The organism is Brevundimonas sp. (genome assembly GCF_051858995.1).
Lineage (GTDB): Bacteria > Pseudomonadota > Alphaproteobacteria > Caulobacterales > Caulobacteraceae > Brevundimonas.
In genome coordinates this window covers 238,046-260,796 of the sequence record NZ_JBHYGN010000007.1, presented here as the reverse complement: position 1 = coordinate 260,796, position 22,751 = coordinate 238,046, and the positions used below count along the sequence as shown (strand labels likewise).

The window sequence follows — 22,751 nt, the reverse complement described above, 5'->3', positions numbered from 1 at the left end:
CCCAAGGAGCCGTCATGAAACGCATCAGCCTCGTCCTCGCCGCCTGCGCCTTGGCTACGGCCTGTTCCCCGCAAGCCGAAGAGCCCGCCGTAGCCGCGCCTGAGGCCGCCGCAGCGGCGGACGCCCATGGCGGAATGGAGGGCGGCATGGCTGCGCCTGCGCCCGGCGACTCCGTCGCCACCCAAGGCTACAAGGCATCGATGAACACGATGATGGAGGCGATGCCTCCCTTCACCGGGGACGCGGACATCGACTTCATGACGCAGATGCGAGGTCACCACGTCGCAGCCGTCTCGATGGCCCGTGTGGAGCTCGCGCAAGGCAAGGACGCCCAAGCGCGGAACCTGGCCCAGGCGGTGATCTCGGCTCAGGAGCGCGAAATCACCCTGATCGACGCCTGGCTCGCCCAGAAGGGAGCGTCAGCGACTCCCGCCGCCTGATCGCGAGATCAGGGCACCGCGTCCGAGGACCAACGGATGTGCGTAATCCGCCATCTGTCGTCCTCGTGGCGAAAGACCGATCGGCCAGTCCCGCCGTCGTCGAAAATCAGGACGCCGTCGGCCGCAAAGCCAGTGCGGCGTTTGCATTCCGGTCGTCGAGCGCGGCATGACAGGCATCGACGACGCTTGTCGCTATCGCCATACGATCGAGCCGGTAAGCTCGACGACGAACATGCGCATGAGATACAGTGTACGTCCGAGTGATGGTGCAAAGTGGCAAGGCGAATCGAACTCGTTGCATTGCATCTCGGTGCTCAGAAAGTCCGATAGACCGCAAAAGATGACGAATTCACGCAAATGTTATTGCTTAGAATTTTCTGAATGTTTTCAGAATACTTCCCGTTTGTCGGTTATTCAATCGGTCCGGCGACCGATATGCGAGAAAAAACCCCAAGCCGATCAGCGGCTTGGGGTAATTTGTGTAATCGAGTGGGAGTGAGGGGCAGTCATAAGGCGCCCCCTGACGAGATGATTGCGGAGTAATGAGCGGAGCATAGCTGCTTGGTTCACATGCCGCGCCCCGTAACCTCACGGTAGTGACGAAGCGACGGGATAGGGAGGCGTCTGTGGGCCGGGCGAAAGGGGATCACGACGTCATCCGCCGGCCCAGCCAGCGGCGCACCCGGCCCACGTACACGGACCACGCCGCGCCGAAGAGGGCCGCCAGGTGTCGTTCCTCGCGCCGGATGGCGAGACGGTCGGTGGCGAAGGCGGCGACGGGGGCGGCCACGAAGAACCAGGCGTTGTCGAACAGGCCCCCGAGGCCGAGCAGAAGCAGCCCGTTCGCGAGATAGATCGGGTTGCGGCTCCAGGCGAACGGACCGGTCGTGACCAGAGCGGTCGCCGCCCGGTGCGGCAAGATGTTGGCGCGCCGCCGCCGCATCTCCAGCATGGCCCAGAGGTCCAGACCAAGGGCGAGCCCGACCAGGAGGCCGCCGGCGGCGAAGGCGCCGGGGAAGAGGGCGGGCGGAGTCCATAGACGCGCCGTGATGAGCGCGACAAGGACGGCGCCGCCCGTGATGAGCGGCGGCCAGGGCCAGCGGTTCGGCGCCTGCGGCGTCACCCGCCGGCCAGCTTGAGAACGCCGCGCAGCAGATAGGCGATCACGCCCAGGACACCCACGCCCAGCACCCAGAGGGCGACGAACCAAAGGCCCTGCCGGAGCCCGTTTCTGGAGTCGCGACGCATCAGTGGTAACCGTCGTCGCCGACCTTGCCCCGGAACACCCAGTAGGCATAGGCGGTGTAGGCCAGGATGATCGGGATCAGGATCAGGGCGCCGACCAGCATGAACAGCTGGCTGGAGGCCGGGGCGGCGGCCTGCCAGAGGGTGATCTCGTCGGGCACGGCGTAGGGGAAGACGCTGACGCCCAGACCCGCGAAGGTGACGGCGAACAGGCCTAGCGACAGCAGGAAGGGCCAGACTTCGCGCTTCTGACGCATGGTCCAGAAGAAGGCGGCCGCGACGATCAGAACGAGCAACGGCACCTGGGCCGTCAGAAGCACGCCGGGCCAGTCGAACCAGCGCCGGGCGTATTCGCCGTCGAGGAAGGGGGTGGCCAGGCTGACCGCGCCGATCATCAGCAGGGTCGCCGGACCCAGTTTCCAGGCTTGCGCGCGGGCGTGGGTCTGGAGCGCGCCTTCCGTCTTCATGTTCAGCCAGGTGGCCCCCAGAAGGGCGTAGCCGACGACGACGGCGGCGCCGGTCAGCAGGCTGAAGGGGCTGAGCCAGTCCCACCAGCCGCCGCCATAGGCGCGGCCCGACACCTCGACCCCCTGCAGGATGGCCCCCAGGGTGACGCCCTGGGAGAAGGCGGCCAGCAGGGAGCCGCCGAAGAAGGCGACGTCCCAGACGGGCTTGGCCCGCACCGTGCGCCAGCGGTATTCGAACGCCACGCCCCGGAAGACCAGGCCCAGCAACATGGCGATGATCGGCGTATAGACCGCCGGCATCAACACGGCGTAGGCGAGGGGAAAGGCGGCGAACAGGCCGCCGCCGCCCAGGATCAGCCAGGTCTCATTGCCGTCCCACACCGGGGCGATCGAGTTCATCGCCTTGTCGCGCTGGTCCCCGGCCTTCAGCGTCGGGAACAGGATGCCGACGCCCAGGTCGAACCCGTCCATGACGATATAGGCGAAGACGGCGAAGGCCAGCAGGCCGGCCCAGACCAGGGTCAGATCAACGCTCATGATCGGTCTCCTCGCCGGTCGGGATGGGGCGGTCCGGGTCGATGGCGGGGGCGGGGGTGATGCCCGCCGTGCGGATCGGGGTTTCCGCCACGCCCGGCTCGTCCCGGTGCGGCGCATGGCTCATCAGACGCAGGATGTAGAAGACCCCGGCGCCAAAGACGGTGAAATAGACCACAGCGAAGGCGGCCAGGGAGGTTGCGACGGCGGGCGCCGCCAGGGGCGCCGCGCTGTCGGCGGTGCGGAGCAGCCCATAGACGGTCCAGGGCTGACGGCCGACCTCGGTGGTGATCCAGCCCGCCAGCACGGCGACGAAGCCCATCGGCCCCATGATCAGGGCGAAGCGGTGCAGCCAGGGCGCATCGTAGAGGCGTTTGCGCAGGCGAGCATAAAGCCCCCAGAGCCCCAGCAGCAGCATGGCCATGCCCAGGCCGACCATGACGCGGAAGGACCAGAAGACGATCTCGACCGGCGGCCAGTCGGCGCGGGCGATGGTGTCCAGACCGGCCAGGGGCGCGTTCGGATCGTGCTTCAGGATCAGGGACGACAGCTTGGGGATCTCGACCGCGCCGTGGACGGTGGCCGCCTCGCGGTCAGGAATGCCGAACAGGATCAGCGGCGCCCCGTCCGGGTGGCTTTCGAAATGGCCTTCCATCGCCATGACCTTGGCGGGCTGATGCTCCAGGGTGTTCAACCCGTGCATGTCGCCGATGAAGATCTGGACCGGGGCGGCGACCAGGATCATGCCCATGGCCATGGCGAACATCTTGCGCGCCCCCTTGTTCGTCCGCTCCTTCATCAGGTGCCAGGCCCCGACCGCGCCGACCACCAGGCCGGTGGTCAGATAGGCCGCCAGCAGCATGTGGGCGAGGCGATAGGGGAAGGAGGGATTGAAGACGATCTTGAACCAGTCGGCCGGTACGAACTGGCCGACCTCGTTGATGGCGTAGCCTTGCGGGGTCTGCATCCAGCTGTTGACCGACAGGATCCAGAAGGCCGAGGCGAAGGTGCCGATCGCGACCATCAGGGTGGCCAGGAAGTGCAGCTTCTTGCCGACGCGGTTCAGGCCGAACAGCATGACGCCCAGGAAACCCGCCTCCAGGAAGAAGGCGCTGAGCACCTCATAGGCCATCAAGGGGCCGATGACCGGTCCGGCCTTGTCGGAGAAGACCGACCAGTTGGTGCCGAACTGGTAGGACATGACCAAACCCGAAACGACGCCCATGCCGAAGGCCACGGCGAAGATCTTCAGCCAGTATTTGAACAGGTTCAGATAGAGGTCTCGCCCCGTCTTCAGCCACAGGGCCTCCAGCACGGCCAGATAGCTGGCGAGGCCAATGGAGAAGGCGGGGAAGACGATATGGAAGGCGACGGTGAAGGCGAACTGCATCCGCGCCAGGATCAGGGCGTCAAGTTCCATGGTGTGGTCTCACCCGATCAGGCCGAGCGCGCCGGCGCTGCGGTAAAGCATATAGAAGGCGACGACGAAGATCAGCCCGGCGAACACTGTGTTCAATAGGCCTTTTTGTCCTGACAGGGCCTTGGCCAGCCGTGCGCCGACCAGACCGCCCAACACCCCGCCGCCGATGAAGACGGCCGCCAGTGGCCAGTCGACCCAGCCGTCCAGGGCGTAGTTGAAGGCCGTCGTCAGGCCGAAGGCCGTCACGCCGACCAGCGACGAGCCGACCGCATAGTAGATGGGCATGCGGGTCGAGACCATCAGGCCAGGGACGATCAGGAAGCCGCCGCCGATGCCGAAGAAGCCGGACATGATCCCTGTCAGGGCGCCGGCTCCCACGAGCTTCGGCGCATTGCCCGGCGTTAGCACCACGTCGGGGTCCCCCGAGGCCGAGCGGCCTCTCAGCATCAGCACCCCGACCACCAGCATCAGCGCGGCGAACAGAGCCAGCAGCTTCTGACCGTCAACCGCCTTGCCCAGGCTGGAGCCGAGAAAGGCGCCGAAGACGCCGGCCAAGGCGAACAGGCCGGCGATCTTCCATTTCACCGTGCCGTGGCGCGCGTGGTTGAGCAGATTGGCGAAGGCGTTGGCCGCGACGGCGAAGGCGCTGGTGCCGATCGCCAGATGCGGATCCTTGACCCCCACAAGATAGACGATCAGCGGCACGGCCAGGATGGACCCGCCACCGCCGACCAGGCCGAGGGTGAAGCCGACCAGCGAGCCGGCGCCGGCGCCGAGGCCGTACTGCAGCGGGGACAGGTCCATGATCCGGCTCAGGCGACGGCGGGACGAGGTTGGATCGCGGGCTCGACGTGCTCGGGACTGGCCAGCCATTCGCGGCCCTTCAGCATGCCCAGCCAATAAATCTCGGGCAGGGCCTGAGCCTTCAGGTGCCAAGCCAGACGGGTCGGCTTCGTGCCGTCGAGCATCCATTTCGGGAAGCTTGGCAGAAGTTTGCCGCCATAGCCGAACTCGGCCAGGACGATCTTGCCGCGCTCGACCGTGAGCGGGCATGAGCCATAGCCGTCATAGACCGCCCGCATCGGCTGGCCGTCCAGCAGCGACAGGATGTTCTCGGCCACGACGGGCGCCTGTTTGCGGGCGGCCGCAGCGGTCTTGGCGTTGGGCGCCGAGCAGGCGTCGCCCAGGCCGAAGACGTTTTCGAACCGCTTGTGGCGCAAGGTGGCGTCGTCCACCTCGATCCAGCCGCTTTCGGCGGCCAGCGGGCTTTCGCGAATGAAGTCCGGCGCGGTCTGCGGCGGGCAGACGTGCAGGAAGTCGAACTCGCGCCGCGCCTGGCGCACTTCGCCGTCCGCACCCGTCACGGCGAAGGTCGCGATCCGCGCCGGGCCGTCCACCGCGACGAGTTTCGACCCGAAGTTCAGGTCGATGCGGTATTTGCGGACATATTCCATCAGCGCCGGGACGTAGTCCTTGACCCCGAACAACACCGGGCCGGCGTTGTGGAATTCGATCTCGATGTCGTTGCGGCCGTTGTCGCGCCAGTGGTCGGCTGACAGATACATGGCCTTTTGCGGGGCGCCGGCGCATTTGATCGGCATGGGCGGCTGGGTGAAGATCGCCCGGCCGCTGCGCATCGCCTGCACCAGCTTCCAGGTGTAGGGCGCAGTCTCGTAGCCGTAGTTGGAGGTGACGTTGTTGCGTCCCAGGGTTTCGGCCAGGCCAGGGATGGCCGCCCAGTCCAGCTTCAGCCCCGGCGCCGCGACCAGCATCCGATAGCCGATCCAGCGGCCGTCGGTCAGTTCGACGCGATCATGGATGGGGTCGAAGGCCGCGACCGCGCCACGCACCCACTGGGCGCCTTGGGGGATCAGGTCCTCGGTGCGGCGCTGGGTCCGCTCGGGCGTGAAGACGCCGGCGCCGACCATGGTCCAGCCGGGCTGATAGTAGTGATGTTCGGACGGCTCCACGATGCGAACATCGAGGCCTGGGCGGCGGCGCAGGAGGCTGGCGGCCGTGGCGATGCCGGCGGATCCGCCGCCGACGATCAGGACATCGCAGGAATCCAGGAGGGCGTATTGGGCGCTCATGACGCGGCTCCTTCAAGACGGGGACGCAGGGCGCCGAGGTCGTAGCCGGCGCTCTTGGCGCGGGCGATCAGATGATCGGGGCTCTCCGAGCCGGCGTTCGTGAGCGCCCACAGGGTGGTCGTGCGCGTGCCGGTGCGGCAGAAACCGAACACGGGCTGGGGCAGGTCAGCCAGAGCCTCGCGGAAGTCCGCCACGTCCTGGTCGGAGATGGCGCCGCCGACCACGGGAACGTGGGCGAAGGCGAGGCCGGCGGCCTTGGCGGCCTGGCGCAGAGCCTCGGCGCTGGGCTGGCCGGGCTCCTCGCCGTCGGGTCGGCTGGAGATCACCGACCGGAAACCCTGGGCCGCGATGGCGGGCAGGTCTTCCGGGGCGATCTGGGGCGAGGCGGATAGGGCCTCGTCCAGGGGGCGGATATCCATGGCTTTGTCTCCCTAGGGTCTTTTCTGGTTCAGGCGTTTCGGTCGAGCGTCAGGCGGAACAGCGCCATGCCGGCCACGAGGGCGCCGACGAAGACGAAGGCCTGCCAGGCGCCGGTCGTCAGGGCCGCCAGCGCCGGGCCGGGGCACAGACCGACCAGCCCCCACCCCAGGCCGAACAGGACGGCCCCGCCGACCAGAGGGGTGTCGATGGTGCGGCTCTCAGGCACATGGAAGGTCTCGGCCGCGACCGGCGTCTCCATGCGCCGGCGGATCAGATAGGCGATGGCGGAGGGGATCAGCGCCCCGCCCATGACGAAGGCCAGCGAGGGGTCCCAGGCGCCCGTCACATCCAGGAAGGCCAGGACGCGGGCCGGGTTGATCATGTCGGACACCACCATGCCGGCGCCGAACAGCAGGCCGCACAGGACGGCGACGATCAGCCGGTTCATGCCAGGCCTCCCAACAGGTGGCGGGTGACGAAGACGGTCAGGGCCGCGACGGCCATGAAGACGCCGGTGGCGACGATGGAGCGGGGCGACAGGCGGGCCAGGCCGCAGACGCCGTGGCCGCTGGTGCAGCCCGAGCCCCAGCGGGTGCCGAAACCGACGATCAGGCCGCCGAGCACCAGCAGCCAGATGTCCGAGGTGATCTGCACCTCGGGCCTGCGGATCAGCGCTGAGGCCAGGGCCGCGCCGCCCAGCAGGCCGGCGATGAAAAGCAGGTCCAGGGTGCGCGGCGCGCCTTTCGACAGGCCGGTCGCCGCGGCGGTCAGGCCGGAGATCCCGGCCACGCGCCCATTCAGCAGCAGATAAAGGCCGGCGGACAGGCCGACCAGCAGGCCGCCGGCCAGCGGCCAGACGAAGGAAATGGGTTCAGGCATGGGGGGCTCGCCTCACAGCGCGTTCAGCGGGACCTTGAGGTAGCGCACCCCATTGTCCTCGGGCTCGGGCGGGCGGCCGCCGTTCATGTTCACCTGGACTGACGGCAGGATCAGCCTGGGCATGGGCAGGGTGGCGTCGCGCTGGGTGCGCATGGCCACGAACTCGTCCTCGCTGACGCCGTCGCGGATATGGATGTTGCCGGTGCGCTGGGCGCCGATGGTGGTCTCCCAGGCGAACTCGGTCCGGCCCGGAGGCGCCTTGTAGTCGTGGCACAGGAAGACCCGCGCCTCGTCCGGCAGGGAGGTCAGGCGATGGATCGAGCGATACAGGGTCCCGGCGTCGCCGCCGGGGAAGTCGCAGCGCGCCGTGCCGTAGTCGGGCATGAACATGGTGTCGCCGGGAAAGACAGCGTCGCCGATGACATAGGCCAGACAGGCCGGGGTGTGGCCGGGCACATGCAGCACCGTGGCCTTCAGCCCGCCGATCTCGAACCGGTCGCCGTCGTTGAACAGATGGTCGAACTGGCTGCCGTCGCGGCGGAAGTCGGTCCCTTCGTTGAATATCTTGCCGAAGACCGCCTGGACGGTGAGGATCTCATGGCCGATGGCCAGCTGACCGCCGAGCTTTTCTTGGAGATAGGGCGCCGCCGACAGGTGATCGGCGTGGGCGTGGGTCTCCAACAGCCACTGGACCGTGAGACCTTCGGATTTCACGTAATCAATGAGGGCGTCCGCCGAGGCGTGGGCGGTGCGGCCGGACGCCGGATCGTAGTCGAGCACGCTGTCGATGATGGCGCAGACGTCGGAGCCGGGATCGCGCACGACATGGCTGACGGTGAAGGTGGCCTCGTCGAAGAATGACCTGACGACAGGGCGCTGGCGAGGATCGCCCAGCGCGGCGCGCACGATGTCGGCGGCGTGGTCGCGGGCGGGATCGGGGATGGGCGAGGACATGGCGTGTCTCCGTTTCGGTGACTCAACACATATACCCATTCATAGTTCGTGCAAGTATGTATTTTAATGTAGCGGAAACGGTGGGAAGCGCTTAGCTTGCGGCTATGGAAACGATCGACACCGGGCCAGCCGTCTATCCCCCCGCAATGCGCGCCCTGCGCATCAACGATACGGCGCCGGACTTCAGCGCGCGCACGACGCAGGGCGAAAAGCGCCTCAGCGACTACCGTGGACGCTGGCTGGTGCTGTTCTCGCATCCGGCGGACTTCACGCCGGTCTGCACTAGCGAGTTCGTGGCCCTGGCCCGGCAGGCCGACGTCTTCGCGGCGATCGACTGCGATCTGATGGCCCTGTCGGTGGACAGTCTGTATTCTCACCTGGCCTGGCTGAAGGACATTTACCGCCGCTTCGGCGTGAAGGTGCCGTTCCCGATCATCGAGGATCCCTCCATGGCCATCGGCCACGCCTTCGGCATGGTGGACGCCGGCTCGAGCGACAGCGCGACGGTGCGCGCCACCTTCGTGATCGATCCCGAAGGCGTGGTGCGCGCCATCAGCTGGTACCCGATGAACATCGGCCGCTCGGTTGATGAACTGCTGCGTCTCGTGACCGCCCTGCAGACCTCGGACCGCGAGGCGGCCTCCACGCCGGCGGGCTGGACGCCCGGCGACGCTCTCCTGGAGCCGGCCGCCACCACCCTGGACGCCGCCATCGCCGACGGTGACGGCGATGCGCCCTGGTACTATCGCGAGCGCCGCGCATGACCGACGATCAAGCGGCCGCCATGGAGCGGTTGAAGGAAAAGGCGCCGGAGGCCGCAGAGCTGTTGCGCCAGCTGGCCAACGCCAACCGGCTGCTGATCCTGTGCCACATCGCCGAGGAGGAACGGTCGGTGGGCCAGCTCGAGGCGGACCTGGGCATCAAACAGCCTGCGCTGTCCCAGCAGCTGGCTGAGCTGCGCCAGTACGGTCTGGTCAAGACGCGTCGGCAGTCGCGCTCGATCTTCTACTCGATCGCCGACGAACGGGCCCAGGCGGTGATGGGCATGCTGTACGAAATCTTCTGCGGCGATGCGAAGGCGGTCGGCGCGCGCGTCGCCGCCCCGGCGCCCCGTCCATCGACGCCGGCTCGCGGCGACACGGCTCAGTTCGCGCGCATCACCGCCGTCGCACGTCGCTGACGGCCAACCCGCACAGGAGACTCTCGTGAAGGGCTTCATCGACAATATCGAACGTCTGACGGAAGAGAACACAGACTTTCGCCGCGTTCTCTACACCGGCCACAATCTGCAGCTCGTCCTCATGGCCATTCCGCCCGGTCAGGAGATCGGCGAAGAGGTCCACGACGACCGCGACCAGTTCTTCCGCATCGAGGCGGGCGAGGGCGAAATCTGGATCGACGGCGTTCGTCACGCCGTGAAGGCGGACGACGGGGTCATCGTCCCTCAGGGCGCCCGGCACAATGTGGTCAGCACGGGGTCCGAGCCGCTTCGGCTCTACACCCTCTATGGCCCGCCGGAGCATCTCGACGGGACGGTTCACGCCACGGTGGAAGAGGCCTCCGCCGACCACGAGCATTTCGACGGCCGCACGACCGAATAACCGTCAGGGGCCGACGTCGTCAGCATCGGCGCGCCGGTCGTCGGGCCGCGGCAGGTGCAGGGCGATACCCAACGCCTCCGCCAGACGGGTGTCGCGACGATAGATGTCATCGCGAAAGGCGACGCGGCCCTGGCCGTCCAGGAAGGCGGTCCAATACAGCAGACGTACGTCGATCGGCCGACCGGTCGCCACACGGACGGTCTGGCCGCTGTCCAGCGCGGCATCGAAGCGGGCGAGCCTCTCGGGGTCGGGCGCCAGCAGAAGGCGGGCGAAGCCGACGGCGTCCTGCACCCGCACGCAGCCGTGACTGAGATGGCGGAAGCTCTGGTCGAACGCACCCCGCGACGGGGTGTCGTGCAGGAAGATGGCGTAGCTGTCCTGAAGTTCGAACTTGACCTGGCCCAGGGCGGCGTTCGGGCCGGCGCGCTGAACCACCATGCCGTTCTGGATCGTCATGTTGTTCGCCCGCATATAGGCGGCGCCGCGCGGCAGGATCTCGCGCTGGGCGATGGAGGTCGGGACCGTCCAGGGCGGATTGGCGACGACCGAGGCGAAGGGCCGTTCGAGGCTGGGCGTCGCATTGTCGGCGTCACCTGTCACGACCCGCATCGAATGCACGGGCCGACCATCCTTCCAGTAGACCATGATGGAGGCGGCGGTGTTCACCTCGATCCGCTCCGGGGCGACGTCTCTCTTTAGCCAACGGCGGCGTTCCAGATTGAGCGCGATCTGGCGAGCACGGGCCTCGGCCGAAATCGACAGCGCCCGCTGGGTCGCCGGGCCGATGCGGGCGTCCGCCTCCAGACCGTGGCGCACCTGGAACACCCGAACGGCCTCTTGCAGCACCGACCCGTAGTCACCGCCAGACGGGCCGACCATCGCGGCGGCGGCGTCGGTGAGATCGCCTTCCACCCGAAGGCGCGGCAGGAGGGCGGGAAGGCGGGGGTCGGACGCAAACGGTTCGATCGTCGCGCCCAGGGCAAAGGGCGGCCAACCGCCGCGGTCGGCGATGGCGCGATAGCGAAGGAAGCCGTCGCACAAGCCCTGATAGCCGCGGTCCTGGGGAGCGAGGCCCGCCATCGTCTCGGCCAACGTTCCGTCGTCGACCGCCGTCGCCAGCAGCGGCGGCGTATCGACCTGGTTGCGACCCATCTCCCAAAGGGTCTCGACGGATGCCGGGTCGACCCGGCCATGGGCGAGCGCCTCGGCCAGGGTCAGGACGGCCTGGGTCAGTTCGGCTTCACTTAGGGCCAGACCGTCGGGCGCTGATAGACCGTGGCGGTCCGCCAGGGCCAGGGCGTCCATGGCTTGCCGGCGCGCTGGCCCCGCCCAGGCCGGGCGTCCGCCGCGGGCGGCGTAGAAGGCTGCGGTCAGGGCGCTGATGTTCAAGGCGGCGGGCGCCGATGCGGCTCGCGCGGTTGTCGAGAGCCAGAGCGGCGCCGCGGCCGCCGCGAGCAGGTGTCGGCGGTTCAGGGTGAAGGAGCGACGGTTGGCCATGCCGCCGACACCGCGGGGTTCACCTTAAGGCAGGCTTAAGGTTGGCCGGTCCGCCAGCCCCAGCGCGCGAAGATGGCGGCTCCCTCGTCGGACTTCAAAAATTCAAGGAACGGCTGGGCGTCGGCGTCCTGGCGGCCGGTCTCGGTCACAACGGCGCCGGCGTCGCGGTAGATGCGATAGGGCTCTTCGACCTCGACCACATCAGCGAGGTCCGGATTGGCGACCTGCCAGATGCCCCAGATGATCCAGGCGTCGAGCGTCGGGCCGTCGATCCAGGCTTGTCGGGCCTCGGCGCTGTTGCGGGCGTAGACGACGATGTTGCGACGCAGGGCGCGCACCTTGGCGATGTCGCCGGTGCGACCGGCCATATCTTCCCACAGGCCGTTCTGGCCCGCGCCGTTGACGACCAGGACTCGGCGACCCGGCTGGAAGAGATCTTCCAGGCCGCCGATGCCGTTCGGATTTCCCGGGCGAACGAGAATGGAGGCGGTGCGCAGATAGAGCGGCTCGACCGCCTCGGCGCGGATGCGGCCCTCCAGAGCGCTGACGAAGTCGGTCATCATCGTCTCGGAGCCGGAGAAGATCAGGTCGCCGTCCGCCTTGGCCTGGTCCAGCCATTGGGGCGTGGGTCCGGCGACGACGGCCACGGCGCGACCGGTGCGCGCTTCATAGGCCTTCGCCGCTTCGCGCATGGCGGGGGCGGGGCCGCCCGGACCGTAGACATGAAGAGGATCGGCGGGCGTCTGGGCGTGGGCGGCCAGGGCCGTCGTGCTCAAAAGGGCGGCCAGGGCCAGGGTGGAAGGACGCATCAAGAGTTCTCCTGGGGCGGGGCGAAGTGATTGGCGGGGATCTTGAAATAGATGCGGCCGTCCTCGGCGGGTGGCGGCAGCACCCCGCCGCGGATGTTCACCTGAAGCGCGTAGAGCATCAGGTTCGGCAGGGGAAGGGTGGCATCCCGGCCGTCGCGAAGCCGCACGAAATCCGCCTCTCCGCGTCCGCCGCCGACATGGATGTTGTCCGCCTTCTGCTCTCTCACGGTGCTGAAGCAGGCGGGCTCGCGGCCATCGGGACCGTAGTCGTGGCCGACGAAGATGCCGGTCTCATCGGGCAGGGCCAGGATGTCCTGGATGCTTCGGTAGAGGGCCTTGGAATCGCCGCCCGGAAAGTCGGCGCGCGAGGTGCCGGCATAGGGCATCATCAAGGTGTCGTGGACGAAGGCGTTGCCGCCGATCACATAGGTGATGGACGCCAGGGTGTGGCCTGGGGAGAAGATGACCCGCCCCTGCAGGTCGCCGACAGCAAACGTATCTCCGGCCTGGAAGAGACGGTCCCACTGGCGACCGTCGGTCGGGAAGTCGTCGTCCAGGCCGTAGATGTCCTTCCACAGCCTCTGGACGCCGATGACCTTCTCGCCGATGGCGGTCGGCGCACCCAGTCTCTCTTTGAGGTAGGGCGCGGCGGAGAAGTGGTCGGCGTGGGGATGGGTGTCCAGCAGCCATTCGACGGTTAGGCCTTCAGCCTTCACGTAGTCCAGGATGGCGTCGGCGTTGCGGGTCGAGGTCGCCGCCGCCTTCTCGTCGAAATCCCAGACCGGATCGATGATCGCGCATTTGCGGCTGACCGGGTCGGAGACGACATATTGCCAACTGCCGGTCTTCTTGTCGTGGAGCGCCGCGATGCGGGCTCCGCCGTGGTCGATGATCTGCATGAAGGCTCCGTTTGGTTTGCGAAGAACAGGGCCGGACCGCTTGCGCGGTCCGGCCAGCGTCCGATCAGGCGGCTTTCGGGGCGTCGGGGAGGTCGCGCGTCGAGAAATACCAGTCGGTGTAGACGTAACCCTCGGAAGCGCGAGCCTCGGCCGCCTCGGCGGTCTTGGGCGGAGGGACGATAGCCGGTTGGCCAGGGCGCCAGTTCTCAGGCGTCGCGACCCCGTTGGCGTCGGACGCCTGGAGCGCGGTGAGCAGCCGAACGAACTCTTCGATGCTGCGGCCATTGCTCATGGGATAGTAGACCATGGCGCGCAGCTTGCCTTCCGGATCGATCAGGAAGGTGGCGCGGACAGCCGAGGTGTCGGCCGCCCCGGGGTGGATCATCCCGTAGGCCTGGGCCACCTCCATCTTCAGATCCTCGATGATGGGGAGGGGGATTTCGACGCCGAACTTCTCCTTGATGTTCCGGGTCCAGGCCAGGTGCGAGAAGATGCTGTCGATCGAGAGCCCCAGGAGCTCGCAGTTCATAGCGGCGAACTCATCCGCGTGCTTGGCGAAGCCGATGAACTCGGTCGTGCATACCGGGGTGAAGTCCGACGGGTGGGAGAAGAGGATCAGCCAATTGCCGCGGTAATCGGCCAGGCTGCGATCCCCGTGCGTGGTGCGGGCGTGAAAGTCGGGGGCGGGTTCGTTGAGGCGGGGCAGTCCGGTCATGTCGATGTCTCCTTCAGACGCCCCATTGAACACTTACATACACACTTACCCAAACTAATAGTTCTTATGGCCAGTGAAGGTTCCGCCTATGCCGAGACGTCAGTTCACAACCAGGGCATATCCGGCCTGTTGAAGGTGGATGACCGTCATCAGGGCGGCGAGATCAACGCTCACGCCCGGTTCGAGGTCGGCTTGCGCGATGCCGTTCCCGGCCATGGCCTGGCCGCACAGCCGAACCTGGACGCCGGCGGCGATGAGGCTGCGGATCAGGGCGCTGTTGGGGTTGGCGTCGCCCTTGCCGCGCGCGGCCCAGGCGGCGTCGGAGAGGACCGCAGGGGTGGCGGCGCCGTGTAGCACAACGACGATCTGACGATGGTCGGCGTCCACGCCGCCCGCCGCCAGCATATTCGCCAGCCGCGCAACGCGATCCAGTCCCTTCAGCGGCCTGTCGTCCGGACCGCCCTGGGACACGTCGAAGATGACCCGATAGACGCGCGACGGATCCGGCTGTTCGCCGGCCTCGGGCAGGGGCTTGAAGCCGCCGAAGCCTGAAACAGCTTGAGCGAAGCTCGGGGAGGCCGCCAGGGAGGCGGCCAGGGACAGGGCGAGGAGGAGGGTTTTCATGGCCGGTTCCGGTGTGCGGGCGCTGGGGGTCAGGGACGGCGGGCGACGAGATCGATCAGGGCGGACCGGCCGCTGTGGCCGGCGCCTTCGGAGACGTCGCTGTCGTGGCTTTTCAGATGCAGGATGTCGAAGTCGGCGAAGGCGTCGCGGAGCAGCGCCTCGGTGTAGAGGTTCTCGACCTGGCCCGGACCGCCCGTTCCATAGGCGATCTGTTCCGGCCGATAGCCCTGCAGCAGGAACAGGCCGCCAGGCTTCACGGCCGCCTTCATACGCTCGAAAAGTCGGTCGCGCAGGGGAGGCGGGGCGAACTGAATGAAGACGGCGACCACGACGTCGAACGCATCCTGCGGCCAGGCCCAGGTCTCGAGGTCCGCCACCTGGGCGTCCAGTGTGACCCTGCGTCGCTCGGCCAGGGCGAGGGCCTTCTCGATCGCGCGCGGGGCGATGTCCGTGGTCGTGACGGTCAGGCCCTGTTCGGCGAGCCAAACGCCGTTTCGTCCCTCGCCGTCGGCGACCGCCAGAGCGGTCATGCCGGGCTGGAGCCGCGCGATCTGAGCGGCCAGGAAGGCGTTGGGCGTCTTGCCGAACAGATAGTCCTGGCGGTCATAGCGGCTATTCCAGAAGTCGCGGGCGGCGACGGAGTCCATAAGGTGTTCCTTCATATGATGAGGACGCTGGCGGGCAGATCGGTCTCGCCGGGCGTATGGTCGGCGAACCAGGATTCAAGCGCGCCCACAGTGTCGATGTCGAGCGTCCGGCGGTCCCGCCCGTAATGTTCGGGCACGCCCTGGGCGGTGACGAAGGCCACCGGATAGTCCGCCTCCGGCTCGAAAGGTCGGTCCCCGACCAGCAGGCGATCAAGGCGCTGCCCCTTGGGATTCTCCAGCTTCACAAAGGCCGTGAGGCCCCGGCAGCGTTTGATGTAGCCGCCCATCTGCTCATACGGGTCGGCGGCGAAGGTGCGCTCAAGATTCTCTTCCAGCATCGCCTTCAACTCGGCTCCGGTCAGCGTCGTGCGCGAGATGGGCGGGTTCATCGGCGCGATATTGTAGAGGTCGCCCAGAGTGACCGGACCCGGCGCGACGGGCGCGCCATACCGCCAGCCGTTCGAGAAGGCGATGTCCACGCCCGCTGCCTGCGCCGCCGCCGCCAGCAGGACGTCGTCCATCGGCGCGCTCGCCATGGCGTAGCGGTGAAGGGGAATGGCCGTGCGGCCGACGACGCGCGCCAGACGCTCCCGCTCGGGCGCCAGGGCCGTCTCCACCAAGCCGGCGACTTGATCGTCTTGGGGGCCAGCGTCCACGGCTATGAGCCGATGGCGGCGCAGGGACACGCGGCCCTCTGCAATCTCGAGGTCCAGCCGGCCGATATAGGCGCCGTGGCAGCCGGACTGGATGATCAGGGTGTCGCCGACGCGGGCCGGCTCGTGCAGGCGGTTATGGGTATGGCCGCTCAGGATCACGTCGATGCCCGGTGTTTCCGCGGCCAACTTCAGATCCTGCGGAAAGCCGAGGTGCGACAGCAGGACGACCAGATCGACCTTCTCCTCGCGGAGCTGGTGCAGTTGCTCGCGGGCTTCGGCCACACCCATTTCAAACCGCACGCCTTCGGAGAAGGCGGGGGGCATGGTCTTGTCGACGATGGGGCAGGCCAGGCCCATCACGCCGATCCTCAGACCGCCGCGCTCGAACACCCATCGCCCGTCGAACACCGGCGCGCCGTCATCCTTGCGAAAGACATTGGCGGCCAGGACGGGATAATCCAGTCGCGCCGCCAACGCCTTGAACCCCGCGGGGCCATAGGCGAACTCCCAGTGCGCCGTCATGGCGTCGATCTTCAGGGCGTTCATGATCGGGACCAAGGCCTCGCCCCGGCTGGCGACGGCGACCCGCGTGCCATGGAAGGTGTCGCCATTGTCCAGGGTCAGGCACGGACCTTCGGCGCGCGCCTCTTCAAAGATGCGGGCGATGCGGGCGACCCCGCCCAGCCGTTCGAACCGCCAGCCGCCTTCGGTGCGCACCAGTTCGGGATGCGGCTCGAGATAGCCGTGCAGGTCGTTCAGCTGGAGCAGGGTCAAGGTGGTCATGGCCGGTCTCAGCGCAGCGGTTGTCCGGAGCGGATACGACCGATCACCGCTTCGAGTTGCGCCTGGGGCATGCCGCCGGGGATCAGATTGCCGTTGATGATAAAGGCGGGCGTGCCCTGCAGGGCCAGGGCCGCCGCTTCTCGGCCGTTTCGGTCGAGCACCGCGTCGATGTCTGCGCGGTGATCGGCCAGGTCCTGATTCAGGCGCGCCATGTCCACGCCGGCCGACTGGACCAGACGCGTGATGTCCGCCTGGTCGCCGATGCGCGACGGCGACAGCATGAAGGCGTTATGGACGGCCTCGTACTTGCCTTGGTAACTGGCGGCGAGGGCGGTCCGGGCGGCGGTCTCCGAGACGTCGCCGAAGATCGGCCAGTCCTTGTACAGGACGCGCACCTTGGGGTCCGCCTTCAGCAGGCCGTCGATCTCCGGCTGCATCTTCTTGCAGTAGGGGCAGTTGTAATCGACGAAGCCGATAATGGTCACATCGGCGTTCTCGGCGCCGATGAAGGGCGCGGCCGGATCCCGAAGCAGGTCGTTGAAACCCACCTGGGCGATGGCGGGCATGTCCTGTCCAGCCGCTGCGGGAGGGCTGGCGGGCGCCGCGCCGTTGTCGGCGTCGGCGGGGCCGCAGGCGGCGAGCGCGAGGACGGCGGCGAGGGCAGGGGCGAAGGTGCGGTTCATGGAAGCTCCGTGAGGCGAGGGGTCAATGCAGACGCGCGATTTCGGTCGCGATCTGTTCGGGGGCGATTTCCCCCATGTGGGCCTTGGCCAGGCGGCCGTCGGCGTGGAGGAACAGGGTCACCGGAATGCCGGCCGTGCCGTAGTGGCGCGGCACCGCCATGGCCTCGTCAAACAGGACATGGTCGAGGGCCAGCCCCTGGCTCTGCAGAAAGGCGCGAACGCCGGCTTCGCCCTCGCCCTGGTTGACGAAGAGGAAGCGCACATTCGGATGGGCTTTTTCGGCCTGGGCCAAAGCCGGCATCTCGCGCCGGCAAGGCGGGCACCAGGTGGCCCAGAGATTGATCACCGTGGGCCGGTCGCCCGGAGCGGAGAGGTTGATGGGCGGGGCGTCCATCGCGGCCAGCGTCAGGGCGGGCGGCGCCATGTGCTGCGTCGCCGAGGCCAACTGATGGGCGGTGGTCCAAACCAGGGCGCTGGCCAGCACAGGCGCAATGGCCCAAGCGCGTTCGCGCGGGGTGCGCAGCAGCAGGAAGGTGGCCAGGATCACGACCGGCGCGACCCAGATCCAGCTGAACCCGCCCTGCCAGACCGCGAACGCCCGCCACGGGTCGGCGCCGAAATACTCCCAATGCGTCGCCACGTGACCGAGGCGGGCGGCTGCCAGACCGCCGAAGACTAGGACGGTGCTCCACAGGTTGAAGCGCGGGCTGACACGGCTGGCCAGCAGTCCGGCGCCGATCATGAAGACGAATATGCCTGCGATGATGGCGAACCGTTCGCCCGACAGGACGAGCGGACCCAGGGTGATGGCGTTCATGCGGCGGCTCCGGCGCTCTGCAGGGCGGAGGCGACGTCTTCGGCCGACATCTCTCCGATCAACCGGCTACCCGGCGCTTCAGTCGCCGAAGGCGACAGGAAAATCATCGTCGGCGGCCCGACCACCCCGTGCCGCTCAAGAAGCGCGCGCGCCTCGGGGGTGCTGCGCGTGACGTCGACCTTGATCAGGTCGGTGTTCGAAAGGCCGGCGATCACGGCGGGGTCCTCGAACACCGTCCGCTCGATCACCTTGCAGCTGACGCACCAGTCGGCGGTGAAATAGACCAGGGCGGGACGTTCGCGGGCGCCGGCATCGGCGACGGCGCGGTCCAGCGCGGCCTGATCGAGCACGACCGCCGCGGTCTCCACCGGCGCGTCGGCTGTGACTCCGGCGGGACGCGCCAGGGGTTCGAGCGGGCGCCACGGGTCGTCCGCCCCGAGACTAAGTCCGACGAGCAGCAACAGGCCCCAGGTCGCGGCCGCCAGGCCGGCGACGCGGGCGACGCCGTTTCTCAGGTTCGGGCTCAGCGGCTGGAACAGGCCGAGGGCCGCCGCCAGACCGAGCGCCAGCGCCGCGCCGAGAGCCAGCGTCGCGTTCGGCGGCAGGATGCGGCTGGCCAGCCACCAGGCCATGCCCAGGAAGATGAAGCCGAACAGCATCTTCACCCGGTCCATCCACGGCCCGGCCTTGGGCAGGAAGCGCGCGCCGACCGTGCCGAACACGATCAAGGGCACCCCCTTGCCCAGGCCCAGGAAGAACAGGGCCGCCGCGCCCAGCCCAACGTCGCCGGTCTGGGCGATGTAGAGCAGGGCGCCCGCCAGGGGCGCGGTGACGCAAGGCCCCACGATGAGGGCCGAGACGAAGCCCAGACCTGCGGCTGAGGGCAGGGAGCGCCGCCCATCGCCGCCGTCGCGGGAGAGGCGGCTGGTCCAGGCCGAGGGCAGCTGCAGCTCGAAGCCGCCGAACATGGACGCGGCGAGGATGACGAAGACGACAGCCAGCGCGCCCACGGCCCAAACCGACTGGAGCGCCATCTGCAGGTTCTGTCCAGACCAGGCGGCCGCGACCCCCAGGAGGGCGAAGGCGATGGAAAGGCCCAGCACATAGGCGACGGAGAGCGTCAGGCCTCGGCGCGTGCCGCGCCCGTCCACGCCGCGTCCGATGACGCCGGCCAGGATCGGGTACATGGGAAAGACGCAGGGCGTGAAGGCCAGCAGCACGCCGAAACCGAAGAAGGCGAGCAGGACCCAGGTCGCCCCGCCCTGCAGCGCCAGGCGATCGACGAAGCCCGGATTGGCGTCCAGAGTGACCGCCGGCGATGACGCGACCGGCGAAGGCGCCGCCGCTCCCTCGTCGTTCTCGGGCGCGGGTGCAGCGCCCGGCGCCTGGATCGCCAGCATAGCCGCGGCCTGTGCGGTCTGCGCATCGGCCTCCCGCGCGGCCACGTCGGACTGCGGCCGGGTCGGCACGTCGATGGTGCGCGTCATCGGCGGGTAGCAGATCGAGTCTTCGAGGCAGCCCTGATAGGTGATGTTGACCGACGTCGGCTCGCCCGCCTGCGTCAACGTCTGCGCCGACAGGGTCGCGCGACCCGCGTCATGCCAGACGTCGACGACGCCGAAGCCCGGATCGTCTTTGGTTTCGCCGGCAGCCAGTTCCAGCGGCAGAGACTCCTTCCCGCCCGGCGTGCTGGCGACGGTGTGGTCACGATAGAGATAATGGCCAGGCGCAATATCCCAGGCAAAGGCTAGGTTGCCGTCAGCCTCACGCGTCACCGTCAGGGCGAAGGCCTTGTCAGGCGAAAGCGGAGCCTGACCCAAGGCCGAACCCGGCAGGGCGAAGGACAGAAGAGCGAGAGCGGCGGGCAGCAGTCGGCGGAAAAACCTCATGGCCATCTCGTGGGCAAGCGAGCTTAAGTCAGGCTTAAGCCGGAGCTTGCACGTCACAACGCATGAGATTGCTCGCCATAGAAGACGATCCCGTTCTCGCTGACGGCCTCCAGGTCGGGCTCAGCGCCTGTGGCTGGACGGTCGAGGTCGTCGGGCGGGTCGAGGACGCCCTCGCGGCGCTGGAAAGCTCGGCGTTCGATGCGGTCGTGCTGGACCTGGGTCTTCCTGACGGCGACGGCCTTTCGGTGCTGCGTTTCGTTCGAGAGCGCGACATGGATGTCGGCGTGGTGGTCTTGTCGGCGCGCGATGACAGTCGGGACCGCATAGTGGGTCTGGACGCCGGCGCGGACGATTATGTCGGCAAACCGTTCGATCTCGACGAGCTGGCCGCGCGATTGCGCGCGGTGCGGCGTCGCCTGCTCGGACGTTCGACCCCCGCCTTGCGCCACGGCGGGGTGACCATCGATCCCAAGTCGCGTCTGGCTTGGCGTGAAGAGGGGGACCTGCCCCTTTCGAGACGTGAGTTCGCTATCCTGGAGGCCCTGATGGAACGGCCCGCACAGGTCCTCTCGCGCAGTCAGCTGGAAGAACGCCTGTACGGCTGGCAGGAGGAGATCGGCTCCAACGCCGTGGAAGTGCACATCCACTATCTGCGGGCCAAGTTGGGAGCCGGCTTCATCCGCACCGTCCGCGGCGTGGGATACACCCTGCAATGAGCTCGATCCGCTTGCGTCTGTTCGTCACTCTCGCGCTCGTGACCGCCCTGGTCTGGGGCGGCGCGGTCGTCTGGGTTGAAATCCAAACCCGAGCCGAAGTGCAACGGGTGCTGGACCGGCGCCTGATGGAGTCGGCCCGCATGGTTTCGTCCCTGATGCAGGCCGGCAGCGTGCGCCCGGCGATCCAGGCTCCGGACACCGGGGCCGCGGATGTCTATGACCGTCAGCTCTCCTGCCAGATCTGGTCGCTGGAAGGCGATCTGATTGGTCGGTCCCAAAGCGCGCCTGCGGAGCGATTGTCGGAAGGGGGCGACGGATTTTCTGAGCGCACGATCCGGGGCGAGCGCTGGCGGGTCTATACGGTGCATGATCGTGACGCCGGTTTCCGGGTCATGGTCGGGGACAATCTGGCCGTTCGCGAACACCTGGTCGGCAATGTCGTCACCGCCTTGATCGGTCCGGCGGTCCTCGGCCTGCTGGCGCTGGGCGTGCTGATCTGGTGGTCGGTTGGGCGGGGGCTGGCCCCTATTCGACAAATGACCCGCAGCCTTGCGGTACGGGATGCGGAAGATCTGACGGCGTTGGACGTATCGCCGGACGCCCGCGAACTCCGTCCCTTCGCCCTGGCGCTGAACGACCTGATGTCACGCCTTGGCGCAGCGCGGCGTCGCGAGGCCGAGTTCACGGCCGCCGCCGCGCACGAGTTGCGCACGCCTCTGGCAGGGCTGCGTGTCCAGGCGCAGATTGCGGCGTCGTCTTCGGATCCTGCCGTTCGAAGCCGCGCGCTGGAGCAGATTCAGACCTCTGTCGATCGCACCGCCCGCCTCGTCACGGGGCTTCTCGCCCTGGCGCGCGAGGACGAGATGCCGGTTAGCGACGAAGATCGCCGCTGGGTGACGCTCCGATCACTGTTTGCGGGAGCGGAAGGCGATTCCCGGGTGTCGATCGTCGAAGGTGACGCCCTGCTGAATGTGGATCCGGATCGCTTCGGGGCAGCGGCCGCCAATCTCCTTGCCAACGCACAGGCGCACGCAGAGTCTTCAATCCTGATCAGCTACGACCCGACTTCCGGACGCTTGATCGTCGAGGACGACGGACCGGGCGTGGCCTTCTCGGATCTGCATCGTTTGGGAGGGCGTTTTTTCCGCGCGTCGAATGCCCCTTCCGGAGGGAGCGGTCTGGGCCTCTCTATCGTCCTCGCCACTGTGAAGGCCCATGGGGGACAGGTGCAGTTCTTGCGCTCACCAGGAGGCGGTCTTCGTGTCGAGGTGACAATTCCGGAGCAGGCGTCGGAGTCTTTGAACAACTCGACCAAGCGAGACTGACGGTATCAACCGGCTTCGGTGGCGTCTGTTGTCGGTACGATGATACGGTATAGTCCTATTGCCTAGTCGCCTGTCATAGCGGTGCTGGTTGGGCTTGAAGCAGAGTTGCCTGCCGATAGATGGCGACATCACTAGAATTTTATTACGTCGAATTTCACCAATGAATTCAACAGCACTGTTCAACTGACGGTAGCTCGCGCGGTATGGTGCGTGGATGAGAGAAAAGGCGCTGATAAATCAGCGCCTTCTGGTCTCTTGAAGGATCGAGTGGGAATAGTCCGGGGCTTTCGGAGCTTTCGATACCGCTTCCGAAATGGCAGCTAAGCCACCGACTAAAAGGGGAATTCTGACGAGACCCTTCGAAGCCTTTCGGAGGGTCTCGCTCTGGGCGACCGACTGCTGGCGGGTGGAGGCGGTGACGATCTCGCCGATGTTCACCGCCGAGTCGGCGGGCGCGGCCACCTGGGCGAGCGCTGGGCTGGCGAGGCAGAAGACCGCGGCGGTCAGGGCGAGGCGCAGGGGAAGAGTCGGTTCGTCATGGGAGAGCAGTCCCAATGCGAGTGGTTGTCATGTGCAAATAACGACTTGCCAGCCACGCTTTGGACACGTCCGGGCTTGGCGCTGATCGCCCGTCGCCATTG

The 22,751-nt window shown here is 67.5% G+C and carries 27 protein-coding genes; 6 read left to right on the top strand and 21 right to left on the bottom strand.

Annotation, left to right across the window (positions count from 1 at the left end):
- The first annotated feature begins 14 nt into the window (after window positions 1–14).
- Window positions 15–440: a DUF305 domain-containing protein gene (locus ACTIEF_RS06020; protein ID WP_008259726.1), complete on the top strand. Its 426-nt coding sequence runs from the start codon at window positions 15–17 to the stop codon at window positions 438–440.
- Between the two features lie 646 nt (window positions 441–1,086).
- Here ACTIEF_RS06020 and ACTIEF_RS06015 read toward each other — a convergent pair.
- Genes ACTIEF_RS06015 through ACTIEF_RS05970 form a run of 10 tightly spaced genes read right to left on the bottom strand, consistent with a single transcriptional unit; the run spans window position 1,087 to window position 8,449 of the window.
- A complete protein-coding gene (locus tag ACTIEF_RS06015; protein ID WP_008259823.1) occupies window positions 1,087–1,563 on the bottom strand; it encodes a methyltransferase family protein in 477 nt (158 codons plus the stop codon).
- Window positions 1,560–1,688, bottom strand: coding sequence for a DUF2474 domain-containing protein (locus tag ACTIEF_RS06010; protein ID WP_194943540.1), 129 nt, complete (start codon window positions 1,686–1,688; stop codon window positions 1,560–1,562). The genes ACTIEF_RS06015 and ACTIEF_RS06010 overlap by 4 nt, the downstream gene beginning before the upstream one ends.
- Complete coding sequence (gene cydB, locus ACTIEF_RS06005; protein ID WP_008259839.1) at window positions 1,688–2,689, bottom strand: cytochrome d ubiquinol oxidase subunit II; 1,002 nt, start codon at window positions 2,687–2,689, stop codon at window positions 1,688–1,690. The genes ACTIEF_RS06010 and cydB overlap by 1 nt, the downstream gene beginning before the upstream one ends.
- The gene (locus tag ACTIEF_RS06000; protein ID WP_008263196.1) at window positions 2,679–4,106 is read right to left on the bottom strand and encodes a cytochrome ubiquinol oxidase subunit I; all 1,428 of its coding nucleotides are present in this window, start codon (window positions 4,104–4,106) and stop codon (window positions 2,679–2,681) included. Before ACTIEF_RS06000 ends, cydB begins: the two co-directional genes overlap by 11 nt.
- Window positions 4,107–4,115: 9 nt before the next feature.
- Entirely contained in the window at window positions 4,116–4,910 is a 795-nt protein-coding gene (locus ACTIEF_RS05995; RefSeq protein WP_008264059.1) for a sulfite exporter TauE/SafE family protein, read from the bottom strand.
- 8 nt (window positions 4,911–4,918) lie between these two features.
- On the bottom strand, window positions 4,919–6,196 hold the full coding sequence (locus ACTIEF_RS05990; protein ID WP_008260866.1) for an NAD(P)/FAD-dependent oxidoreductase: 1,278 nt from the start codon (window positions 6,194–6,196) through the stop codon (window positions 4,919–4,921).
- A complete protein-coding gene (locus ACTIEF_RS05985; RefSeq protein WP_008260019.1) occupies window positions 6,193–6,615 on the bottom strand; it encodes a TIGR01244 family sulfur transferase in 423 nt (140 codons plus the stop codon). The genes ACTIEF_RS05990 and ACTIEF_RS05985 overlap by 4 nt, the downstream gene beginning before the upstream one ends.
- A gap of 29 nt (window positions 6,616–6,644) precedes the next feature.
- The gene (locus ACTIEF_RS05980; RefSeq protein ID WP_008259144.1) at window positions 6,645–7,064 is read right to left on the bottom strand and encodes a DUF6691 family protein; all 420 of its coding nucleotides are present in this window, start codon (window positions 7,062–7,064) and stop codon (window positions 6,645–6,647) included.
- Complete coding sequence (locus ACTIEF_RS05975) at window positions 7,061–7,495, bottom strand: YeeE/YedE family protein (RefSeq protein WP_008259836.1); 435 nt, start codon at window positions 7,493–7,495, stop codon at window positions 7,061–7,063. Before ACTIEF_RS05975 ends, ACTIEF_RS05980 begins: the two co-directional genes overlap by 4 nt.
- A 12-nt stretch (window positions 7,496–7,507) precedes the next feature.
- Entirely contained in the window at window positions 7,508–8,449 is a 942-nt protein-coding gene (locus tag ACTIEF_RS05970) for an MBL fold metallo-hydrolase (protein ID WP_219354427.1), read from the bottom strand.
- Window positions 8,450–8,553: 104 nt separating this feature from the next.
- Here ACTIEF_RS05970 and ACTIEF_RS05965 point away from each other — a divergent pair, with 104 nt between their 5' ends.
- Genes ACTIEF_RS05965 through ACTIEF_RS05955 form a run of 3 tightly spaced genes read left to right on the top strand, consistent with a single transcriptional unit; the run spans window position 8,554 to window position 10,050 of the window.
- The gene (locus ACTIEF_RS05965; RefSeq protein WP_244999704.1) at window positions 8,554–9,213 is read left to right on the top strand and encodes a peroxiredoxin; all 660 of its coding nucleotides are present in this window, start codon (window positions 8,554–8,556) and stop codon (window positions 9,211–9,213) included.
- Window positions 9,210–9,629 carry an ArsR/SmtB family transcription factor gene (locus ACTIEF_RS05960; RefSeq protein WP_008259045.1) on the top strand — a complete coding sequence of 140 codons (420 nt, stop codon included), beginning with the start codon at window positions 9,210–9,212 and terminating at the stop codon, window positions 9,627–9,629. The genes ACTIEF_RS05965 and ACTIEF_RS05960 overlap by 4 nt, the downstream gene beginning before the upstream one ends.
- 25 nt (window positions 9,630–9,654) lie before the next feature.
- Complete coding sequence (locus tag ACTIEF_RS05955) at window positions 9,655–10,050, top strand: cupin domain-containing protein (RefSeq protein ID WP_219354426.1); 396 nt, start codon at window positions 9,655–9,657, stop codon at window positions 10,048–10,050.
- Window positions 10,051–10,053: 3 nt separating this feature from the next.
- Here the strand turns inward: ACTIEF_RS05955 and ACTIEF_RS05950 are convergent, their stop codons facing one another.
- The 10 genes from ACTIEF_RS05950 to dsbD form a co-directional block, all read right to left on the bottom strand.
- Window positions 10,054–11,547: a L,D-transpeptidase family protein gene (locus ACTIEF_RS05950; protein WP_219354425.1), complete on the bottom strand. Its 1,494-nt coding sequence runs from the start codon at window positions 11,545–11,547 to the stop codon at window positions 10,054–10,056.
- 35 nt (window positions 11,548–11,582) lie between these two features.
- Complete coding sequence (locus ACTIEF_RS05945; RefSeq protein ID WP_219354424.1) at window positions 11,583–12,356, bottom strand: substrate-binding domain-containing protein; 774 nt, start codon at window positions 12,354–12,356, stop codon at window positions 11,583–11,585.
- On the bottom strand, window positions 12,356–13,255 hold the full coding sequence (locus ACTIEF_RS05940) for an MBL fold metallo-hydrolase (RefSeq protein ID WP_219354423.1): 900 nt from the start codon (window positions 13,253–13,255) through the stop codon (window positions 12,356–12,358). The genes ACTIEF_RS05945 and ACTIEF_RS05940 overlap by 1 nt, the downstream gene beginning before the upstream one ends.
- A gap of 64 nt (window positions 13,256–13,319) precedes the next feature.
- Window positions 13,320–13,970 carry a peroxiredoxin gene (locus ACTIEF_RS05935; protein WP_439471257.1) on the bottom strand — a complete coding sequence of 217 codons (651 nt, stop codon included), beginning with the start codon at window positions 13,968–13,970 and terminating at the stop codon, window positions 13,320–13,322.
- Between the two features lie 99 nt (window positions 13,971–14,069).
- The gene (locus ACTIEF_RS05930) at window positions 14,070–14,594 is read right to left on the bottom strand and encodes a DsrE family protein (RefSeq protein WP_219354421.1); all 525 of its coding nucleotides are present in this window, start codon (window positions 14,592–14,594) and stop codon (window positions 14,070–14,072) included.
- Window positions 14,595–14,623: 29 nt separating this feature from the next.
- Entirely contained in the window at window positions 14,624–15,241 is a 618-nt protein-coding gene (locus ACTIEF_RS05925; RefSeq protein ID WP_244999703.1) for a class I SAM-dependent methyltransferase, read from the bottom strand.
- A gap of 11 nt (window positions 15,242–15,252) precedes the next feature.
- Window positions 15,253–16,680 (bottom strand): bifunctional metallophosphatase/5'-nucleotidase, encoded by a 1,428-nt coding sequence (locus ACTIEF_RS05920; protein ID WP_372695197.1) that lies wholly within the window; start codon window positions 16,678–16,680, stop codon window positions 15,253–15,255.
- A gap of 8 nt (window positions 16,681–16,688) precedes the next feature.
- Window positions 16,689–17,363, bottom strand: coding sequence for a DsbA family protein (locus ACTIEF_RS05915; RefSeq protein WP_421731890.1), 675 nt, complete (start codon window positions 17,361–17,363; stop codon window positions 16,689–16,691).
- A gap of 22 nt (window positions 17,364–17,385) precedes the next feature.
- Window positions 17,386–18,180 carry a prolipoprotein diacylglyceryl transferase family protein gene (locus ACTIEF_RS05910; RefSeq protein ID WP_372694309.1) on the bottom strand — a complete coding sequence of 265 codons (795 nt, stop codon included), beginning with the start codon at window positions 18,178–18,180 and terminating at the stop codon, window positions 17,386–17,388.
- On the bottom strand, window positions 18,177–20,069 hold the full coding sequence (gene dsbD / locus ACTIEF_RS05905) for a protein-disulfide reductase DsbD (RefSeq protein ID WP_372694311.1): 1,893 nt from the start codon (window positions 20,067–20,069) through the stop codon (window positions 18,177–18,179). The genes ACTIEF_RS05910 and dsbD overlap by 4 nt, the downstream gene beginning before the upstream one ends.
- Window positions 20,070–20,131: 62 nt before the next feature.
- Here dsbD and ACTIEF_RS05900 point away from each other — a divergent pair, with 62 nt between their 5' ends.
- Together ACTIEF_RS05900 and ACTIEF_RS05895 are read left to right on the top strand one after the other, a co-directional pair.
- Entirely contained in the window at window positions 20,132–20,785 is a 654-nt protein-coding gene (locus ACTIEF_RS05900) for a response regulator (protein WP_008264155.1), read from the top strand.
- Window positions 20,782–22,110 carry an ATP-binding protein gene (locus tag ACTIEF_RS05895; RefSeq protein WP_372694313.1) on the top strand — a complete coding sequence of 443 codons (1,329 nt, stop codon included), beginning with the start codon at window positions 20,782–20,784 and terminating at the stop codon, window positions 22,108–22,110. Before ACTIEF_RS05900 ends, ACTIEF_RS05895 begins: the two co-directional genes overlap by 4 nt.
- Before the next feature lie 237 nt (window positions 22,111–22,347).
- Here the strand turns inward: ACTIEF_RS05895 and ACTIEF_RS05890 are convergent, their stop codons facing one another.
- Entirely contained in the window at window positions 22,348–22,665 is a 318-nt protein-coding gene (locus ACTIEF_RS05890; protein WP_439471256.1) for a hypothetical protein, read from the bottom strand.
- Between the last annotated feature and the right edge of the window lie 86 nt (window positions 22,666–22,751).

Coding starts and splice junctions, on each gene's coding strand:
- ACTIEF_RS05925 (WP_244999703.1), bottom strand. CDS start 15,241: ATGGACTCCGTCGCCGCCCGCGACTTCTGGAATAGCCGCTATGACCGC.
- ACTIEF_RS05980 (WP_008259144.1), bottom strand. CDS start 7,064: ATGAACCGGCTGATCGTCGCCGTCCTGTGCGGCCTGCTGTTCGGCGCC.
- ACTIEF_RS05915 (WP_421731890.1), bottom strand. CDS start 17,363: ATGAACCGCACCTTCGCCCCTGCCCTCGCCGCCGTCCTCGCGCTCGCC.
- ACTIEF_RS06020 (WP_008259726.1), top strand. CDS start 15: ATGAAACGCATCAGCCTCGTCCTCGCCGCCTGCGCCTTGGCTACGGCC.
- ACTIEF_RS05920 (WP_372695197.1), bottom strand. CDS start 16,680: ATGACCACCTTGACCCTGCTCCAGCTGAACGACCTGCACGGCTATCTC.
- ACTIEF_RS05945 (WP_219354424.1), bottom strand. CDS start 12,356: ATGCGTCCTTCCACCCTGGCCCTGGCCGCCCTTTTGAGCACGACGGCC.
- ACTIEF_RS05900 (WP_008264155.1), top strand. CDS start 20,132: ATGAGATTGCTCGCCATAGAAGACGATCCCGTTCTCGCTGACGGCCTC.
- ACTIEF_RS05950 (WP_219354425.1), bottom strand. CDS start 11,547: ATGGCCAACCGTCGCTCCTTCACCCTGAACCGCCGACACCTGCTCGCG.
- ACTIEF_RS05940 (WP_219354423.1), bottom strand. CDS start 13,255: ATGCAGATCATCGACCACGGCGGAGCCCGCATCGCGGCGCTCCACGAC.
- ACTIEF_RS05895 (WP_372694313.1), top strand. CDS start 20,782: ATGAGCTCGATCCGCTTGCGTCTGTTCGTCACTCTCGCGCTCGTGACC.
- ACTIEF_RS06000 (WP_008263196.1), bottom strand. CDS start 4,106: ATGGAACTTGACGCCCTGATCCTGGCGCGGATGCAGTTCGCCTTCACC.
- dsbD (WP_372694311.1), bottom strand. CDS start 20,069: ATGAGGTTTTTCCGCCGACTGCTGCCCGCCGCTCTCGCTCTTCTGTCC.
- ACTIEF_RS05990 (WP_008260866.1), bottom strand. CDS start 6,196: ATGAGCGCCCAATACGCCCTCCTGGATTCCTGCGATGTCCTGATCGTC.
- ACTIEF_RS05965 (WP_244999704.1), top strand. CDS start 8,554: ATGGAAACGATCGACACCGGGCCAGCCGTCTATCCCCCCGCAATGCGC.
- ACTIEF_RS06010 (WP_194943540.1), bottom strand. CDS start 1,688: ATGCGTCGCGACTCCAGAAACGGGCTCCGGCAGGGCCTTTGGTTCGTC.
- ACTIEF_RS05930 (WP_219354421.1), bottom strand. CDS start 14,594: ATGAAAACCCTCCTCCTCGCCCTGTCCCTGGCCGCCTCCCTGGCGGCC.
- ACTIEF_RS05910 (WP_372694309.1), bottom strand. CDS start 18,180: ATGAACGCCATCACCCTGGGTCCGCTCGTCCTGTCGGGCGAACGGTTC.
- ACTIEF_RS05960 (WP_008259045.1), top strand. CDS start 9,210: ATGACCGACGATCAAGCGGCCGCCATGGAGCGGTTGAAGGAAAAGGCG.
- ACTIEF_RS05975 (WP_008259836.1), bottom strand. CDS start 7,495: ATGCCTGAACCCATTTCCTTCGTCTGGCCGCTGGCCGGCGGCCTGCTG.
- ACTIEF_RS05985 (WP_008260019.1), bottom strand. CDS start 6,615: ATGGATATCCGCCCCCTGGACGAGGCCCTATCCGCCTCGCCCCAGATC.
- cydB (WP_008259839.1), bottom strand. CDS start 2,689: ATGAGCGTTGATCTGACCCTGGTCTGGGCCGGCCTGCTGGCCTTCGCC.
- ACTIEF_RS05970 (WP_219354427.1), bottom strand. CDS start 8,449: ATGTCCTCGCCCATCCCCGATCCCGCCCGCGACCACGCCGCCGACATC.
- ACTIEF_RS05935 (WP_439471257.1), bottom strand. CDS start 13,970: ATGACCGGACTGCCCCGCCTCAACGAACCCGCCCCCGACTTTCACGCC.
- ACTIEF_RS05995 (WP_008264059.1), bottom strand. CDS start 4,910: ATGGACCTGTCCCCGCTGCAGTACGGCCTCGGCGCCGGCGCCGGCTCG.